12 protein-coding genes are annotated in these 15,530 nt (G+C 67.1%); 1 reads left to right on the top strand and 11 read right to left on the bottom strand.

The window, feature by feature from the left end; all coding sequences use genetic code 11:
• Positions 1–77 precede the first annotated feature (77 nt).
• From QFZ65_RS07325 to mtrA, 3 genes are all read right to left on the bottom strand, one after another.
• Positions 78–1,799 (bottom strand): LpqB family beta-propeller domain-containing protein, encoded by a 1,722-nt coding sequence (locus tag QFZ65_RS07325; protein ID WP_306909411.1) that lies wholly within the window; start codon positions 1,797–1,799, stop codon positions 78–80.
• Positions 1,796–3,544 (bottom strand): MtrAB system histidine kinase MtrB, encoded by a 1,749-nt coding sequence (gene mtrB, locus QFZ65_RS07320; RefSeq protein ID WP_306912522.1) that lies wholly within the window; start codon positions 3,542–3,544, stop codon positions 1,796–1,798. Before mtrB ends, QFZ65_RS07325 begins: the two co-directional genes overlap by 4 nt.
• A 223-nt stretch (positions 3,545–3,767) precedes the next feature.
• The gene (mtrA, locus tag QFZ65_RS07315; protein ID WP_306909409.1) at positions 3,768–4,442 is read right to left on the bottom strand and encodes an MtrAB system response regulator MtrA; all 675 of its coding nucleotides are present in this window, start codon (positions 4,440–4,442) and stop codon (positions 3,768–3,770) included.
• A 183-nt stretch (positions 4,443–4,625) separates the two neighbouring features.
• Here mtrA and QFZ65_RS07310 point away from each other — a divergent pair, with 183 nt between their 5' ends.
• Positions 4,626–5,339: a DUF4166 domain-containing protein gene (locus tag QFZ65_RS07310; RefSeq protein WP_306909407.1), complete on the top strand. Its 714-nt coding sequence runs from the start codon at positions 4,626–4,628 to the stop codon at positions 5,337–5,339.
• Between the two features lie 25 nt (positions 5,340–5,364).
• On the opposite strand, the gene QFZ65_RS07305 is transcribed toward QFZ65_RS07310, so the two are convergent.
• From QFZ65_RS07305 to QFZ65_RS07270, 8 genes are all read right to left on the bottom strand, one after another.
• The gene (locus QFZ65_RS07305; RefSeq protein WP_306909405.1) at positions 5,365–6,408 is read right to left on the bottom strand and encodes a hypothetical protein; all 1,044 of its coding nucleotides are present in this window, start codon (positions 6,406–6,408) and stop codon (positions 5,365–5,367) included.
• 1 nt (position 6,409) lies between these two features.
• Entirely contained in the window at positions 6,410–6,841 is a 432-nt protein-coding gene (locus QFZ65_RS07300) for a chorismate mutase (protein ID WP_306909403.1), read from the bottom strand.
• 152 nt (positions 6,842–6,993) lie between these two features.
• Positions 6,994–8,697 (bottom strand): ABC transporter ATP-binding protein, encoded by a 1,704-nt coding sequence (locus tag QFZ65_RS07295; protein ID WP_306909402.1) that lies wholly within the window; start codon positions 8,695–8,697, stop codon positions 6,994–6,996.
• Positions 8,694–9,716 (bottom strand): ABC transporter permease, encoded by a 1,023-nt coding sequence (locus tag QFZ65_RS07290; RefSeq protein ID WP_306909400.1) that lies wholly within the window; start codon positions 9,714–9,716, stop codon positions 8,694–8,696. Before QFZ65_RS07290 ends, QFZ65_RS07295 begins: the two co-directional genes overlap by 4 nt.
• Position 9,717: 1 nt before the next feature.
• The gene (locus tag QFZ65_RS07285) at positions 9,718–10,809 is read right to left on the bottom strand and encodes an ABC transporter permease (RefSeq protein ID WP_306909398.1); all 1,092 of its coding nucleotides are present in this window, start codon (positions 10,807–10,809) and stop codon (positions 9,718–9,720) included.
• 130 nt (positions 10,810–10,939) lie between these two features.
• On the bottom strand, positions 10,940–12,574 hold the full coding sequence (locus QFZ65_RS07280) for an ABC transporter substrate-binding protein (protein ID WP_306909396.1): 1,635 nt from the start codon (positions 12,572–12,574) through the stop codon (positions 10,940–10,942).
• A 339-nt stretch (positions 12,575–12,913) separates the two neighbouring features.
• Positions 12,914–14,047 carry a tRNA 2-thiouridine(34) synthase MnmA gene (mnmA, locus tag QFZ65_RS07275; protein ID WP_306909394.1) on the bottom strand — a complete coding sequence of 378 codons (1,134 nt, stop codon included), beginning with the start codon at positions 14,045–14,047 and terminating at the stop codon, positions 12,914–12,916.
• 169 nt (positions 14,048–14,216) lie between these two features.
• Positions 14,217–15,458, bottom strand: coding sequence for a cysteine desulfurase family protein (locus tag QFZ65_RS07270; RefSeq protein WP_306909393.1), 1,242 nt, complete (start codon positions 15,456–15,458; stop codon positions 14,217–14,219).
• Positions 15,459–15,530 lie beyond the last annotated feature (72 nt).

Below are 15,530 nucleotides of genomic sequence, written 5' to 3'. Positions count from 1 at the left end.
AGGCTCCCGCGGCTCCAAAGGCTGCGGGAACCGGAAACAGCGCTATGTGGACAACACTGCCAAACAACAGCTCCGGGTCAGCCTGGGAAAGCCGGATCGACGGGGCCCTTCAGCTGCGGCGACCAGCCGTTTCCGAGCCGTTGGAAGATACCTTCGGCGGACTGGGCAAAGATTTCCTCCGGCCCGTTGCCGGCGCTCAGCGCCGTAAGCCCCGGCCACTGGGCTAGCAGGTCCGGTTGCGCGGACGTCAGTGACAGCAGCTCCGGTATCACCGTTTCGCTCGGGGAGCCCTTCATGACAGCCACCGTGGAGTCGTCAACCCAGACGCCCTGGTCCGGATCACGGACCGTCAGCAGGGTCATCGGCGCGGTCAGGTCCCGGGGCGTTCCGTCGGCGCCGCGGATGATGCCGGTCACCTGGACCCTGGTCTTGCCGTTCTGCTCCGAGATGACAAGTGCCCGTGCTCCCTCGCGGGACACCCTGAACTCCTTGACGGTCCGGCCGGCCAGCCAGCCCGGAGCAAGTGAAACGGTCGGAACGGGCGCTCCCTCGGCGGCTCCAGCCGGCCGGTAGGAAACGACCTCGGTGGCGCCACTGGCTCCCGGACCTGCCGTCCACACCCAGTCATAGCGGTCGAAAGAGGGCCGGGAGAGGCTGGCCCGGGTGGTCAGTGCCCTGGCCGGCTGGCCGGGTCCGATGGAGTACAAGGTGGTGCGGTCCGCGCTGAGGAAAGCCGCCGACTGGGACACGGGAGACTCCGCCGGTGCCCGGGGTGCGAGGGCCGCGACGGACTGGATATCCGGAAGCGGCGAGATCCTGTTGTTCTCATACCGGACCAGGTCATTGTTGCTGACCGCGATCTGGTGGGGCGGAACGTTCTTGTCGCGGATCGGCGGCAGCACCGATCCGTTGTCCTCGACCCGCACGAGATCCTGGTTGGCCCGGAGTTCAACGTTGATGACGTCGGGCTGGCTCCGGAATGTCAGTGCCAGCTGCGTCTGCATCCGCAGCCGGTCCTCGTTGGATGCCTCAACGAGATCCTTCGCCGTGAGATCCACCTGGGCTGCGCCGGACACGACGGGCACCGACTCCCGGGCGAGCTTGACGCCAGAGGGGAAGGCGCTGACGACGGCGCCCTTGAGGTAGGGGGCCGGTCCTCCCAGGAGCGCGCTGGTCATGGCTTTGACAGTTTTCTTCTTGATGAACCAGCGGACATCCGGGACCGCGTAAGTGAACGTGGGATCGTAAAAGTAGATCGGGTAGGCACCGTAGATGACCTTGAACGTCTCTTCCGGAATGGCCGTACCGTCCGCGATTTCCGCGATCCTCCATTCGCCGTCCACCTGCGTCAGGGTCGCCGCGATGTTCTCCGTGGTGCCCGGCGGCAACTGCGTGGCGACGCCGTCGGCGTCTACCGAGTAGGCGACGTCCAGTTCATAGTTAAAGACATTTTCGACGGCGGTGGGCACCACCCGTGCCGACCGAAACACAAGGACCCGCTGATCGGGTTTCCAGGTGACCGAGGAGGCCTGGGTGAGGTACTGGCGGGCCACCGCGTAGTCGTCTTCATAGCCGCTGCCGGCCAGGTAGAAGTCCTCGATCACGGACTCGGGTCCGGCGCCCGGACGGGGCGCGGACGGGAAAAAAACGGGCGCGTTGTTGGGGTTTCCGGCGCTCTCGTCGGTGCTCTTCCCCACCGGCCCGGAACGCGGGATCTGGGCGCAGGACGTCAGCAGGAACAGGACGACGGCCAGCACGGCAGCGCACGCCGCGGTGAGTTTGCTCGAGGGAACCCTCACGACTGACCCTCTCTTCCGTCGTCACCGTCGCCTGCGGGAAGCTCGGTTCCCGGAACCGCAACCCAGCCCTCCGGTACTGGGGACGGGTCCAGCAGCAGCATGGTCCGCTGCGGCCCGGAACCGGGCAGCCCGACGTCGGCCGGTTCGAGCTGCAGCGGTGACCTGGTGATGCTCTCGCCCTGGCGAAGCGGCAGGGTCAGCCGGAAGTTCGATCCATGGCCCTTGCTCCCCCACGCCTGGAGCCACCCGTTGTGCAGCTTGGTGTCCTCAGCGGCAATGGAAAGCCCCAGGCCGCTGCCTCCGGTGGTCCGGGCGCGGGCGGGATCCGCGCGCCAGAACCGGTCGAACACGCGCGCGGCTTCGGCCGCGCTCATCCCGATCCCATGGTCGCGGACGGCCACTGCCACCGCGGTGCCGTTGGCTGCCACGGACACGTTCACCGGGCGGCCCTCGCCGTGTTCCAGGGCGTTCAGGATGAGGTTCCGCAGGATGCGGTCGATCCGGCGGTCGTCCATCTCCACGATGATGCTGCCCTCGGGGGCGTTGAGGGTGACCTCGGAGCCGTATTCGGCCGCGACCGGGCCGACGGCCTCGATCACCTGCGTGAGGAGTTGGACAATGTCGGAAGGCTCGGCGTCGAGCGTTGCCACACCGGCGTCGAAGCGGGAGATCTCCAGCAGGTCCGCCAGGAGTGACTGGAAGCGTTCCACCTGGTTGTAGAGCAGCTCCGCCGAGCGTTTGTTGATGGGGTCGAAATCCTCCCGCGCATCGTAAAGCACCTCCGCCGCCATCCTGACGGTGGTGAGCGGGGTGCGCAGTTCGTGGGAGACGTCGGAAACGAACCGCTGCTGCATCTGGGAGAGGGTCGCGAGCTGGGTGATCTGCTCCTGCAGGCTTGCGGCCATGTGGTTAAACGAAGCGCCCAGCCGCGCCACCTCGTCCTCGCCCTTGACCACCATGCGTTCCTGCAGCTGGCCGGCGGCCAGCTTTTCGGACACGACGGCGGCGTGGCTGACGGGACTGACGACATTTCGGGTCACGTACCAGGCGACGGCGCCGATCATGAGCACCAGCACCGCCCCGCCGGCGAGCAGGACGTTCTGGATCTCGTCCAGGGTCTTCTGCGCGGTGTTGAGGTCGTAGATGAGGTAGAGCTCGTAGACGGTGCCGTTGAAGGTGACCTTGTTGCCGACGGCGATGCCGGGGCGGTCCTCGGTGCCCACTGGAAATTGCGTGGAGGCCCAGAACTGCTCCTTGCCGGAGTCCTGGACTGCCTTGCGCAGCTCGGGCGGAATGACGCTGATGGTCAGCTGGTCCGACGCCCTGGATTCAACCCACCGGTTGCGGGGCTTGGTTTGTTCCGGCATGGCTTCGAAGACGTAGCGGCGCTGGATCACGGAACCGCGGCCCTCCACCGCGTTCAGGGTGTCATAGACGAGGGTGATGACGCTGGACTGGTCGGTGACCTGGGCGCCGTCGAACGTGTCCTGGACCTGCTTCACGTTGTAGCGGGTCTCGGACTCCGCCTGGACCAGGCGCTCCTGGAAAAGATTGTTCGCGATCTGGTTGGACAGGTACGCGCCGACAACGGCGAAGGAACCGACGGCGAGCATCAGCGTGGTGAGCACCGTGCGGAACTGCAACGAGCGCCGCCATTTGCTGTGCAGGGACTGCAACAGGTAACGGATGCCCGGCAACAGCCGCGAAATCCCCGTCCGCACCAGCCGTGCGACGCGGACCGCCATGATCAGGGCGCGGCGGAGCCAGATCCTGCCGCGCAGGCGGACAAGAGACCAACCCGCCGCGCCCTGCCGCCCGCCGCCTGGTGCGGAGGCGGGTGCGGAGGCGGGTTCGTGGTGCGGTTCTCGCTCGGGTTCGTGGTGCGGTTCTCGCTCCGCGGGTGTGCCGACAGCGGCCTGCGCCGGCAGCGTGCGTTCCGGCGTTTCCCCGGGCCTGCCGTCGGCAGGCTCAGGAACCTGCTTTGTAGCCGACACCACGGACCGTCAATACAACTTCGGGGGCTTCCGGGTCACGTTCGATCTTTGACCTCAGCCGCTGGACGTGGACGTTGACCAGGCGCGTATCAGCGGCGTGGCGGTAGCCCCAGACCTGCTCCAGCAGGAGCTCCCGGGTGAAGACCTGCCACGGCTTGCGCGCCAGGGCCACCAGCAGGTCGAATTCCAGCGGCGTGAGCGAGATCCTCTCGCTGCCCCGGCTGACGAGGTGGCCGGCAACGTCGATGGTGACGTCGGCGATACGAAGTGTTTCCGGCGCCTTCTGGTCTCCGGGCCGGAGCCGGGCCCGGACGCGGGCCACGAGTTCGGCGGGCTTGAACGGCTTCGGCACGTAGTCGTCCGCGCCCGATTCAAGTCCCCGGACGACGTCGGACGTGTCGGCTTTTGCCGTCAGCATGACGATCGGGACGTCCGACTCGGCACGGATCAGGCGGCACACTTCAATGCCGTCCATGCCCGGAAGCATCAAGTCGAGCAGCACGAGGTCCGGCTTGGACGAACGGAAAACCTCAAGGGCCTGCCCGCCGTCGGCGCAAAAGACGGGCTCAAAACCGTCATTGCGCAGCACAATGCCGATCATCTCCCCCAGCGCCTCGTCATCGTCCACTACCAGAATGCGTGCCTTCATAGTTATATATTCCCCTATTGGTTTGGCTTTGTCGTATTCGGCGGTTCCCGGGCATGGCGGACGGCGCCCGTCCGGTGCCGTCGTGCGTGAGCCGGGACGGCGCCAGGCTGCTGTGACAAGCGGCCGCCGGTCCTGCATGCTGGGCACAGGCAACATTCCGGCCCCAACCTGCAGGAGGCTCCCGTGAGCACACCGATCTATCAGCTGGCCCTTGGAGATGCGTTCACCAGGTTGCAACCGCAGCTGCAGGAATACTTCTCGCTCGCTCCGGGGTACGGCCGGTTCGGCGTGGGCGTCGGCACGTTCGACGTGGTGGGCTGCCCGCAGCCCTGGCTGCGTCCCCTGCTGCGGCTCACCGGCTCGGAGCAGGCTTTCTTTCCCGAATACGGCGAGCGCATCCCGTTCCGGATCGAGAACCATGCGCACCTGGATCCGTTCGGACGCCCGAGCCTGACTGCCCGCCGGGAGATTTTCTTTCCCGGCCGCACGCGGCTCTTCCATGACACAACCAGTTACGTGGACTCCGGCGCCAGGCGGGGGCTCGTCGACTACCTTGGCCGGTACCGCCGGCTGGCCACCGACCTTAACCTCAGCGTCACGGAGGATGGCAGGCTGCGGGGCGTCTCCGAGGCATCGAGGCTGTTCCTCGGGCCGCTGCGGCTCCACCTGCCCGGAGTCGTCGATGCCAAGGCTTATGCCGAACAGTGGTGGGAGCCGCAGGAAAACGGGTCAGGCCGGCACCGGATCCAGGTCAAGGTGATCCAACCGCAACTCGGCATGGTGCTGGTCTATGCCGGGCACTTCGACTATCGGCTGGAACAGTATTCCGGCGGCAGGTCCGGCCCGGGTTATCTGCCGGACCCTGCGCGGCCGGACCGCTGGGAACAGCGGATGTGAGCCGTTGCTGCCTTGAGCCCGGCTTTTAGCCCAGCGCGAGCTGGTTGAGCCCGTCCGCGAGCTGGGTCAGCCGGGTCAGCACTGCCGTCGCGGACGACGGCGAGTGCCGTTCCAGTCCTTCCGCGGGCGTGACCCGGAGCGCGCCCAGCGTGGACGCCGGCAGCCCGAGCTGGCGCCATGGCCGCCACACCGTTTCGACGGCGTCGGCTACCCGCGGCAGGGCTCCTGAGGGCGAGCCCACGTCCAGCGCACCTGCCCACAGCCGCCTGCCCGCTTCCACTGCCCCGGCCAGCTGCTCCCACTGCCGCGAGGTGAGGGCACGCAGCGGTACTGCTATCGCGTCCGCTCCCGAGGCGAGGATCCGGTCGAAGGGCGCCTCGATCTCCGGGACGGCGACGGCGATTTCGGCGGCGCCGGCAGCACGCAGGGCGTCGACGAGCAGCTGCCAGGAGTCGGTGGCCTCCTGCCCCGGCACGGAGCGCAGGGTGCGGTAGCCGCTGGAGGTGGGGATGGTGCCGGCAAGGACGGACGCGATCTCGGGCTCGTCGATCTGTACGACCAGCCGGGCCCCGGGGGCCGCGGCGGCCACCCTTTTGAGGTAGCCGCCGACGCCGGCCGCCAGTGAGGCAGCGATGTCACGCCGGGCACCGTAGTCGATCAGCGCCCGCTCCCCGTTGTGCAGGTGCAGGCCGGCGGCCAGGCTCAGCGGACCGCGGAGCTGCACTTTGAGCTCGGCGGCCGGGGCGTCCTCGGCACCGATGACGTCAGCGAGGATGTTGATGTCGGTGGAAAGGGCCGAGCGCGCCCGCATCAGGTCCCTGCCGGGCCGGTCCACGATCCGCCAGCCGTGGGGCTGGACGTCCACGGCAAGCTCCACAAGGAGCGAGGCGGTCCGGCCGAGGGCGTCGGAGCCCACGCCGCGGTCCGGGAGCTCGGCAAGGAAGGGCAGGTGGGGGCTGCCGAGTTCACCGCGGATGATCCGGGCGGCCTCCAGCGGGTCCTCTCCGGGCCACGGGCCGAGGGCCGTGGCGGTGACCTGGGCGGGAGCGGGGATTTCGGGACCGGCCATCTCAGGCGTCGGCGGAAACGGCGGGGCCGGCAGGAGCTACGCGCCCGGAACCCTGCACCTTCGCTGCCTCATGGTCTTCCGCGATCGCTTCATGGTGGCGGATGACCTCGCCGATGATGAAGTTCAGGAATTTCTCGGCAAAGGCCGGATCCAGCTGCGCCTCCGCCGCCAGCCGTCGCAGCCGCGCGATCTGGGCCGTCTCCCGGCCGGGATCCCCTGCCGGCAGCTTGTGGGCCGCCTTAAGGAAGCCGACCTTCTGGGTTGCCTTGAAACGTTCGGCCAGCAGGTATACCAGCGTGGCATCGATGTTGTCGATGCTCGAGCGGATCGACAACAGTTCCGCCATCACCGCGGGATCGACGTGGCCAGCGAGTGAACTGGCACCGGGATCGTAGGAATCGGCATCGGAATGAGTCTGGTTCTGCTCGGTCATTGACCCAGTCTAGGGGCACCGCCGCTAATCCTGCCTGCTGTTAAGCGTTGCGCTGCCGGCCCCGGCAGGGCACGCTTCCCGCCGGAAAAGGGACATGCCCACCGTTCGCTAAAACGGTGGGCATGTCCCTCGCGGCAGGTGCGGGAGGAGCCTCAGCTGTGCAGCACGGCACGGAATTCTGCCCGCCGCCGCGCCTGCTCGGTGGGGTCGGGGACAGGCAGTGATGCAATGAGCTTCCGGGTGTAGGGGTGCTGCGGGTTGCCCATCACCTGGTTCCCGAGGCCCTGCTCCACCATCTTGCCCTTGTAGAGCACCCCCACCCAGTGGGACAGGATGTCCACCACGGCCAGGTCGTGGCTGATGAACAGGCAGGCGAAGCCAAACTCGGCCTGGATCTCCTTGAACAGCTCCAGCACCTTCGCCTGGACCGAAACGTCCAAGGCCGACGTCGGTTCGTCGGCGATCAGCAGCTTCGGGTTCAGGATCAGCGCCCGCGCCAGCGAGGCGCGCTGCCGCTGGCCGCCGGAGAGTTCGTGCGGGAACCGCTCGGCATAGGAGGCCGGGAGCTGCACCGATTCCAGCAGCTCACGGGTCCGCTGGCGGGCCTGCGCGGGGGTCGGCCGGCTATGGACGACGAGGGGCTCCGCGATGCAGTCACCGATGGTCAGCTGCGGGTTGAAGGATGCGGCCGGATCCTGGAACACAAAGCCGATCTGCTTGCGCAGCGGCTTGAAGGAACGCTCCTTCAGGCCCAGCATCTCGTAGTCGAGCACCTTCAGGCTTCCGCCCGTGGTTTTGTTGAGCCCTGCGATGGCGCGGCCGATGGTGGTCTTGCCGGAGCCGGACTCGCCCACGAGGCCGAAGACCTCCCCCTCGGACAGCGTGAAGTTCACGCCGTCCACGGCCTTGAACGCCGGACTGCCCAGCCGGCCAGGGTACTCGATGGTCAGGTCCGTGGCCTCGACCAGCACCCTTCCGCCCTGGTGGGCCCGTTCGACCAGGCCCGCCGAGGCCGAGTTCCGGCCCAGGTGCGGCACCGCGGCCAGCAGTTTCCTGGTGTAGTCCTGCTTGGGCTCCGCGAAGAGGGTCACTGCGCTTGACACTTCGACGACGTCGCCCTGGTACATCACCACCACGCGGTCCGCAAGGTCGGCCACTACACCCATGTTGTGCGTGATGAGCACAATCGAGGTGCCGTACTGGTCGCGGAGATCGCGCAGCAGCTCCAGGATCTCCGCCTGCACGGTGACGTCCAGGGCGGTGGTGGGTTCGTCGGCAACGATGAGCCCCGGGTTCAGTGCCAACGCCGCCGCGATGACGACGCGTTGCTTCTGCCCGCCGGAGAACTGGTGCGGATAGTAGTTGACCCGGGTTTCCGGATCCGGGATGCCGACCTTGCGGAGGGCCTCGACGGCCCGGGATTTCGCATCCTTGGCGCTGATGCGCCCGGTTCCGGCGCGGCCCGCGTGGGCGCGGATGCCTTCGGCGATCTGCCAGCCCACCGTAAAGACCGGGTTGAGGGCGGTGGACGGCTCCTGGAAGACCATGGCGACGTCGCGCCCTCGGATCTGGCGGAGCTTCGAGGCACTGACGCTGATCACGTTGTTGCCGTTGATCAGGACCGCCCCGGAGCTGAGCGCGGTCTCCGGGAGCAGTCCCAGGATGGTCTTCGCCGTGACGGTCTTGCCGGAGCCGGACTCGCCCACAATGGCGACGACCTCGCCGGGGTTGACCTCGAAGCTGACGTCCTTGACGGCATGCACGTCACCGGCGTCGGTCGCGAACGTGACCTTGAGGTTCTCGATGTCCAGCACGGGCCCGGGACCGCGGCCCTGCCTGTCGATGTTGGTGGTCATGAACTTCTCACTTCTGCGTCGATTGCTGCCTGGGCCGCTGCCGGAGCCTCCGGGCCGTTCTTGCCGGCGGAGGCCCGCTTGCGGCCGCGGAGGCGGGGATCATTGAGGTCGTTGATGCTTTCCCCGACCAGCGTCAGCCCCAGGACGGTGAGCACAATCGCCGAGCCGGGAAACACGCCCGTCCACCAGATGCCGGAGGTGGTGTCAGCAAGGGCCTTGTTGAGGTCGAACCCCCACTCGGCAGCGGAGGTCGGTTCGATGCCGAAACCGAGGAAACCCAGGCCGGCGAGGGTCAGGATGGCCTCGGAGGCATTGAGGGTGAAGATCAGCGGCAGGGTCCGGGTGGCGTTCTTGAAGATGTGGCGGCTCATGATGCGGACGTTGGAGGCACCCACGACCTTCGCCGATTCCACGAAGGGCTCGGCCTTCAGCCGGATCGTTTCGGCCCGGATGACGCGGAAGTACTGCGGGATGAAGACCACGGTGATGGAGATCGCGGCGGCCAGGATGCCGCCCCACAGGCTTGAGCGTCCTCCGCTGATCACGATCGCCATTACGATCGCCACGAGCAGGGAGGGAAACGCGTAGACGGCGTCGGCGATGACCACGAGGATCCGGTCCAGCCAGCCACCGATGTAGCCGCTGACCAGACCCAGGATGACGCCGATGAAGATGGACATGATGACCGCGACGACGATGACCAGGGCGGCGGTCTGCGCGCCCCAGACGACCCGGGAGAAAACGTCATAGCCGCCGACGGTGGTGCCCATGAAGTGGCGGCCGCCCGGCGCCTCCTGCGCGGGGAAGCCCCCGCCGGCGTCGGAGATCTGGGAAAAGCCGTAGGGGGCGATCAGGGGCGCGAAGACCGCCGTCAGCAGGAAGACGCCGGTCAGGACAAGCCCGGCCACGAGCATGCCCCGCTGCAGGCCGACGCTCTTGTTGAAGTGGGATACGACCGGGAGCCGGCGGTACCAGGGTGAGCGGCGGTTTTCCGCTGCAATGGTGGGTTCGATGGTCATTTCAGTACCTCACGCGCGGGTCGATCAGCGCGGCGACAATGTCCACGATGAAGTTGGTCACGGCCACGATCACCGCGAGGAGGACCACGATGCCCTGGACGGCCACGAAGTCCCGTGCCGTCAGGTAGGTGGCGAGCTGGAATCCCAGCCCCTTCCATTCGAAGGTGGTCTCCGTCAGGACCGCCCCGCCCAGCAGCACGGCAATCTGGAGCCCCATCACGGTGATGATGGGGATCAGGGCCGGCTTGTAGGCGTGCTTGGTGACCAGCCGGAACTCGCTGACCCCGCGCGACCGGCCGGCCTCGACGTAGTCCTTCCCCAGGGTCCCGATCACGTTGGTGCGGACGAGCCGCAGGAAGACCCCGGCGGTCAGCAGGCCCAGGGCGAGGGCGGGAAGGACGGCATGCGCCATCACGTCCCCCAGCGCCGCCGAATTGCCGCTGCGGATGGCATCGAGCCAGTAAATGCCGGTCGGCGCCTGAAGCGCGGTGAGGGCCAGTTCGCTGGAGGTTTTCGCGCGCCCCGCGACCGGGAGCCAGCCCAGCCACACCGCGAAGGTGAGCTTGAGCAGCATGCCGGCGAAAAAGACGGGCGTTGCATAGCAGAGGATCGCGAAGATCCGCAGGACGGCGTCGGGGGCTTTGTCACGCCGGTGCGCCGCGAGCATGCCGAGCGGGATGCCCACGACCAGGGCCACGAGGACGGCGTTGATGGCGAGCTCCAGCGTGGCGGAGCCGTAGGTGGTGAGCATCTCCGAGACCTTGCGGTTGTCCGACAGGGTCGTGCCGAAGTTTCCGGTGACGAGCTGGCCGAGGTATTCGAAGTACTGCACGAAGATGGGCCGGTCGTAACCGGCGGCAATGATGCGCTCGTGCAGCTGTTCCGGCGGAAGGCGGCCGCCGAGGGCGGCTGTAATGGGGTCACCGGTTATCCGCATCAGGAAGAACACCATGGTGACGAGGATGAGGATCGTCGGAAAAATCAGCAGGAACCTGATGAGGATGTACTGGCCCAGTCCCCCACCGGACTTCTTCTTCCTGGTCGGCAGAAGGCCGTCGGCGTCAGTTGGCGGCGCCTCGATAAGTGTAGTCATTGGTACCTAAATGTGCGGTTCCCCCGGCCTCGTGGGCGTCGGGAATCTGTTGTTCCTACCGGCAGGAAAGGCGGGACGCCGTGCAGGCGTCCCGCCTCCGTGGCTGGTTAGAACCGGATGGGGATGTGCGCTACTTGGAAATTACTCCAAGACGGGTCTTGAAGGAGGCGTCGAGGGTCTTTTCGACACCCTTGACGTCCTTCCCCGCGACCATCAGCTGGGCGCCCTGCAGCAGGGGCAGGGTGGAGAGGTCCTTGGCCACGGCCGTCTGGGCCTCGCCAAGCACCTTTTCGCGTTCCGACTTGTCCACCGTGGTCAGCTGCTTGCCGACCAGGTCCGTGACAGCCGGGTTCTCATAGTGGTTCTTCAGGAAGTTGTTCGGGATGAAGAAGGGCGTGAGGTAGTTGTCCGCATCCGAATAGTCGGGGAACCAGCCCAGCTGGTACACCGGGTAGGCATCGGCCGTCCGGTCCTTGGAGTAGGTGACCCACTCCGTGGACTGCAGGTCGACCTTGAACAGGCCCGACTTCTCCAGCTGCTCCTTGATCATGGCGTACTCATCGCCCGAGGACTTGCCGTAGTGGTCCGGGTTGTACTGCAGCTTGAGGGTGACCGGAGCCGTGACACCGGCGTCGGCAAAGGCCTTCTTGGCCTTCTCGAGGCTGGGCTTGCCGGAACCGTCGCCATACATTTCCTTGAGCGGCTGGATCGCTCCGACGAAGCCGTCGGGAACGACGGAGTAGGCCGGCAGGTACGTGCCCTTGTAGACCTGGGTGGCAATCGCGTCGCGGTCCACCACATTGGCCATCGCCTGGCGGACGGCGAGCGCCTTGGCGGGATCGGCTTCAGCTGTCTTGGCACCGAACGGCATGGTGTCGAAGTTGAACACGATGTAGCGCAGCTCGCCGCCGGGGCCCTTGTGCACCTTGACCTTGGAATCCTTCTCGAGGTCCGCGGCGTCCGTTGCGGTCAGGCTGCGGCCGGCGACGTCGATGTTGCCCTGCTGGACGTCCAGCTTGAGGTTGTTCGAATCCGCGTAGTACTTGATCGTGGCGGCGTCATTGGCCGGCTTGCCGAGCAGGCCCTTGTAGTCCGGGTTGGCCTTCAGGCTGACCAGTTCATTCTTCTTGTAGCTCTCGATCGTGTAGGGGCCGGCGAACGGCTTGCCCTTGACGATGTCGTCGTCGCTCATCACCGCGTCGGCCGGGAAGACCTCTTCGTCGATGATCGGGCCGGAGTTCGCGGCCAGAACGCCCGGGAAGACCTGGTCGTTGCCCTGCTTGAGGGTGAAGACCACAGTGCTGTCGTCCTTGGCCTCCACCGAAGCCAGGTTGCCGAGCAGCGACGCCGGGCCGTTGGGGTCATTGATCTTGACCACCCGGTCGATGGAGTACTTGACGTCGGAGGAAGTCAGCGAGTGGCCGTTGGCGAACTTCAGCCCCGACTTGAGCTTTACCGTGTATTCGGTCGGGCTCGTGAAGGATGCGGACTCCGCGATGTCCGGAGTGGAATCCGCCGTACCCGGCTTTGAGTTGAGCAGGAACGGGTAGATCTGGTTCATCACCATGAAGGAGCCGGCGTCATAGGAACCGGCCGGGTCGAGGGTGACGACCTTGTCGGTGGTTCCGTAGGTAATGGTGCCTCCGCCGGCGGCGCTGCCGGAAGCCGTCGTGCCGCCGGAGGGCCCGGTGCAGGCGGTCAGTGCGAAGGCCGATACCCCGGCGAGCGCGATGGCGCTCTGCAGGGCTTTCTTGTTCATTGCCATCTGTGAACTTTCTGTTCGATGAGTACGTGCGCAGCCCTGAGGTGCAAAAGCAGGCCCGGCGGGCAGCCACTGTCCTGATTTCTTGATTCAACCAGAAGACCGCGTGGCGACTCGCTGCATCCTGTGAGATGAGACACAAAATTTACACGAATATGCGGGCGCCGGCATCATCTTCAGGTTTTGGCCCGGTTTTCACGCACGCGGACGGCCGCACCCGGCCGGAGGAAGGCGTTAATCGCCAAGGAGCACCGCACATCGAATATGTGCGGTGCTCCTATTGGGAATCAGGTCCTAAAGGGACGTGGCGCCGGCGCGCCGGGGGCTGACGGCCCCGTGCTGTCAGAGCGCCTCGCGCTGCAGCGAACGCGCAGCGTCGATGGTCGCCTGTCCCAGGACGCGGCTGCCCTGGTAGAGGACCACCGTCTGTCCGGGCGCAACGCCGCGCAGCGGTTCCATCAGCGTGACCACGAGGTTTCCGGGCTCGCCGGCCCCGGCTGCCGCCTCCATCCGGGCGGTCGCGGGGACGGGGTCGCCGTGCGCGCGGACCTGCGCGTAGCAGTCAAAGTCCTCACCGGTGGCTATTGCAGCGATCGGCAGCCCGGCCCAGGAGACCTTGATGCCGCGGATTTCGTCGATGGCCAGGAGGGCCTCGGGGCCGACCACCACCTTGTTCTCCTTGGGCCTGATCTCCAGGACAAAGCGGGGCTTGCCGTCAGCCGCCGGAGTGCCCAGCTTCAACCCGCGGCGCTGGCCGACGGTGAACGCGTTGGCGCCCGGATGTTCGCCGACTTTGGCGCCGGATTCGTCCACGATGTCGCCGGCCGTCATCTCAATCTTCTCGGCAAGCCAGCCGGCGGTGTCGCCGTCGGGAATAAAGCAGATGTCATGGCTGTCGGGCTTGTTCGCCACGGAGAGGCCACGGCGTTCGGCTTCGGCGCGCACCTCGGCCTTGGACGGCGTCTCGGCCAGCGGGAACATGGAGTGCTTGAGCTGCTCGTGGGTAAGGACCCCGAGTACGTAGCTCTGGTCCTTCGCCCAGTCGGCGGCCCGGTGCAGCTCGGGGTTGCCGTCCGCATCGGTGATCACCTTGGCGTAGTGCCCGGTGCAGACGGCATCGAAGCCCAGGGCGATCGCCTTCTCCAGCAGCGCCGCGAATTTGATCCGTTCGTTGCAGCGCATGCACGGGTTCGGGGTGCGCCCTGCGGCATACTCGTCGATGAAGTCCTGGACCACGTCCTCCTTGAAGCGCTCCGAGAAGTCCCAGACGTAATACGGGATGCCGAGGACATCACAGGCACGCCAGGCGTCGCGGGAATCCTCGATGGTGCAACACCCGCGGCTGCCGGTACGCAGGGTGCCCGGCATCCGGGACAGCGCCAGGTGGACACCGACGACGTCGTGGCCGGCTTCGACGGCGCGGGCTGCGGCGACGGCGGAATCAACGCCGCCGCTCATGGCTGCAAGAACTCGCATACTGGCTTTCGTTAGGCGGGAGGCTTTGTCGGGCGCTTGCCCCGGGCCGGTTGGGCGGCCGGGGATAACACAATGCCCGCCGACCATTCTATCGCCACGCCGATTCCTCCCCAAAAGCCTGACGGGCCTTCTGCGCCGCAGTCCTGGCGAACGCGGACATCCCGCTGGATCAGCTGCTGCCGCCAGCCTGACGGGCGGATTGACGGGCAACGGTTGCGGCGGTCTGGATGCTTGATTCGTGTCCGGCCATGCCCGCCTGGCGGGCACGGAGATAGGCGTCCGGCAGGGCAGCCAGCAGGGCGTCGACGTCCGCATCCGTCGAGGAGTGCCCCAGGGTGAAGCGCTGCGCGCCCCTGGCCGTATACTCGTCCAGGCCCATGGCCAGCAGCACGTGGGAGGGCCGCGGAACGCCTGCCGTACACGCCGAACCGGTGGAGGACTCGACGCCCGCCAGGTCCAGCAGAAACAGCAGGGAATCGCCCTCGCAGCCGGGGAAGGTGAAGTGGGCGTTGCCCGGCAGCCGCCCGGCCCCCGGGGCGCCGCGCAGCACGGCCTCGGGAACCGCGGCCAGAACGCCGTCGATCAAGCGGTCCCGCAGAGCGGCTATCCGGGCGGCCTCCCCGGGCAGCTTTGCCGAGGCGGCCTCGGCAGCCGCGGCGAAGGCGGCGATCGAGGCAGTATCGAGGGTACCGGACCGGACATCCCGTTCCTGGCCCCCACCGTGCTGGACCGGGGTCAGCTTTACCGCCCGGCCCAGGAGGAGCGCGCCGACGCCGACAGGTCCGCCGATTTTGTGCCCCGAGACGGACATGGCATCAAGGCCGCTGCCGCGGAAATCCACGGGCAGGGAGCCGAAGGCCTGTACGGCATCGGAGTGCACGGGAACTCCGGCCGCGTGCGCCAGTTCGACAATCCGGCCGACCGGCTGGATGGTGCCGACTTCGTTATTGGCCCACATCACCGTCACCAGGGCGATCGATGCCGGATCCCGGGACAGCTCGGCCTGCAGCACGCCTAGGTCCACCACTCCTGCTCCGTCAACGGGCAGCCAGCACACCTCCGCGCCCTCGTGCCGTTCCAGCCACTCGACGGCGTCCAGCACCGCATGGTGTTCGACGGCGGAACACAGAATGCGCGTCCGTGCAGGGTTCTCGGAGCGGCGGGCCCAGTACAGACCCTTAACCGCCAGGTTGTCGGACTCGGTCCCGCCCGAGGTGAAGATGACCTCCGAGGGATGGGCCCCGGCGGCCGCCGCCAGCATTTCCCGCGCGTCTTCGACGGCCCGGCGGGCGCGGCGGCCCGAGCCATGGAGCGAGGAGGGGTTTCCGGTGCGGGCCAGTTCGCGCGTCAGGGCAGCCAGCGCCTCCGGGGCGAGGGCGGTGGTGGCGGCATGGTCGAGGTATACAGGCACAAACCCAATTCTACCCGCGGGGCCTATGGCGAAGCGGCCGGGCGGGGCCCGCGTGCTGGTGTACATTCGAGC

The sequence above is a fragment of the Arthrobacter sp. B3I9 genome, from assembly GCF_030816935.1.
Classification (GTDB): Bacteria; Actinomycetota; Actinomycetes; order Actinomycetales; family Micrococcaceae; genus Arthrobacter.
The sequence above is the reverse complement of the archived record's forward strand: the minus strand, read 5'-3'. Positions and strand labels throughout refer to the sequence as shown.

Coding starts and splice junctions, on each gene's coding strand:
- mtrB (WP_306912522.1), bottom strand. CDS start 3,544: ATGGCGGTCCGCGTCGCACGGCTGGTGCGGACGGGGATTTCGCGGCTG.
- mtrA (WP_306909409.1), bottom strand. CDS start 4,442: ATGAAGGCACGCATTCTGGTAGTGGACGATGACGAGGCGCTGGGGGAG.
- QFZ65_RS07305 (WP_306909405.1), bottom strand. CDS start 6,408: ATGGCCGGTCCCGAAATCCCCGCTCCCGCCCAGGTCACCGCCACGGCC.
- QFZ65_RS07300 (WP_306909403.1), bottom strand. CDS start 6,841: ATGACCGAGCAGAACCAGACTCATTCCGATGCCGATTCCTACGATCCC.
- QFZ65_RS07295 (WP_306909402.1), bottom strand. CDS start 8,697: ATGACCACCAACATCGACAGGCAGGGCCGCGGTCCCGGGCCCGTGCTG.
- QFZ65_RS07290 (WP_306909400.1), bottom strand. CDS start 9,716: ATGACCATCGAACCCACCATTGCAGCGGAAAACCGCCGCTCACCCTGG.
- QFZ65_RS07285 (WP_306909398.1), bottom strand. CDS start 10,809: ATGACTACACTTATCGAGGCGCCGCCAACTGACGCCGACGGCCTTCTG.
- QFZ65_RS07280 (WP_306909396.1), bottom strand. CDS start 12,574: ATGGCAATGAACAAGAAAGCCCTGCAGAGCGCCATCGCGCTCGCCGGG.
- mnmA (WP_306909394.1), bottom strand. CDS start 14,047: ATGCGAGTTCTTGCAGCCATGAGCGGCGGCGTTGATTCCGCCGTCGCC.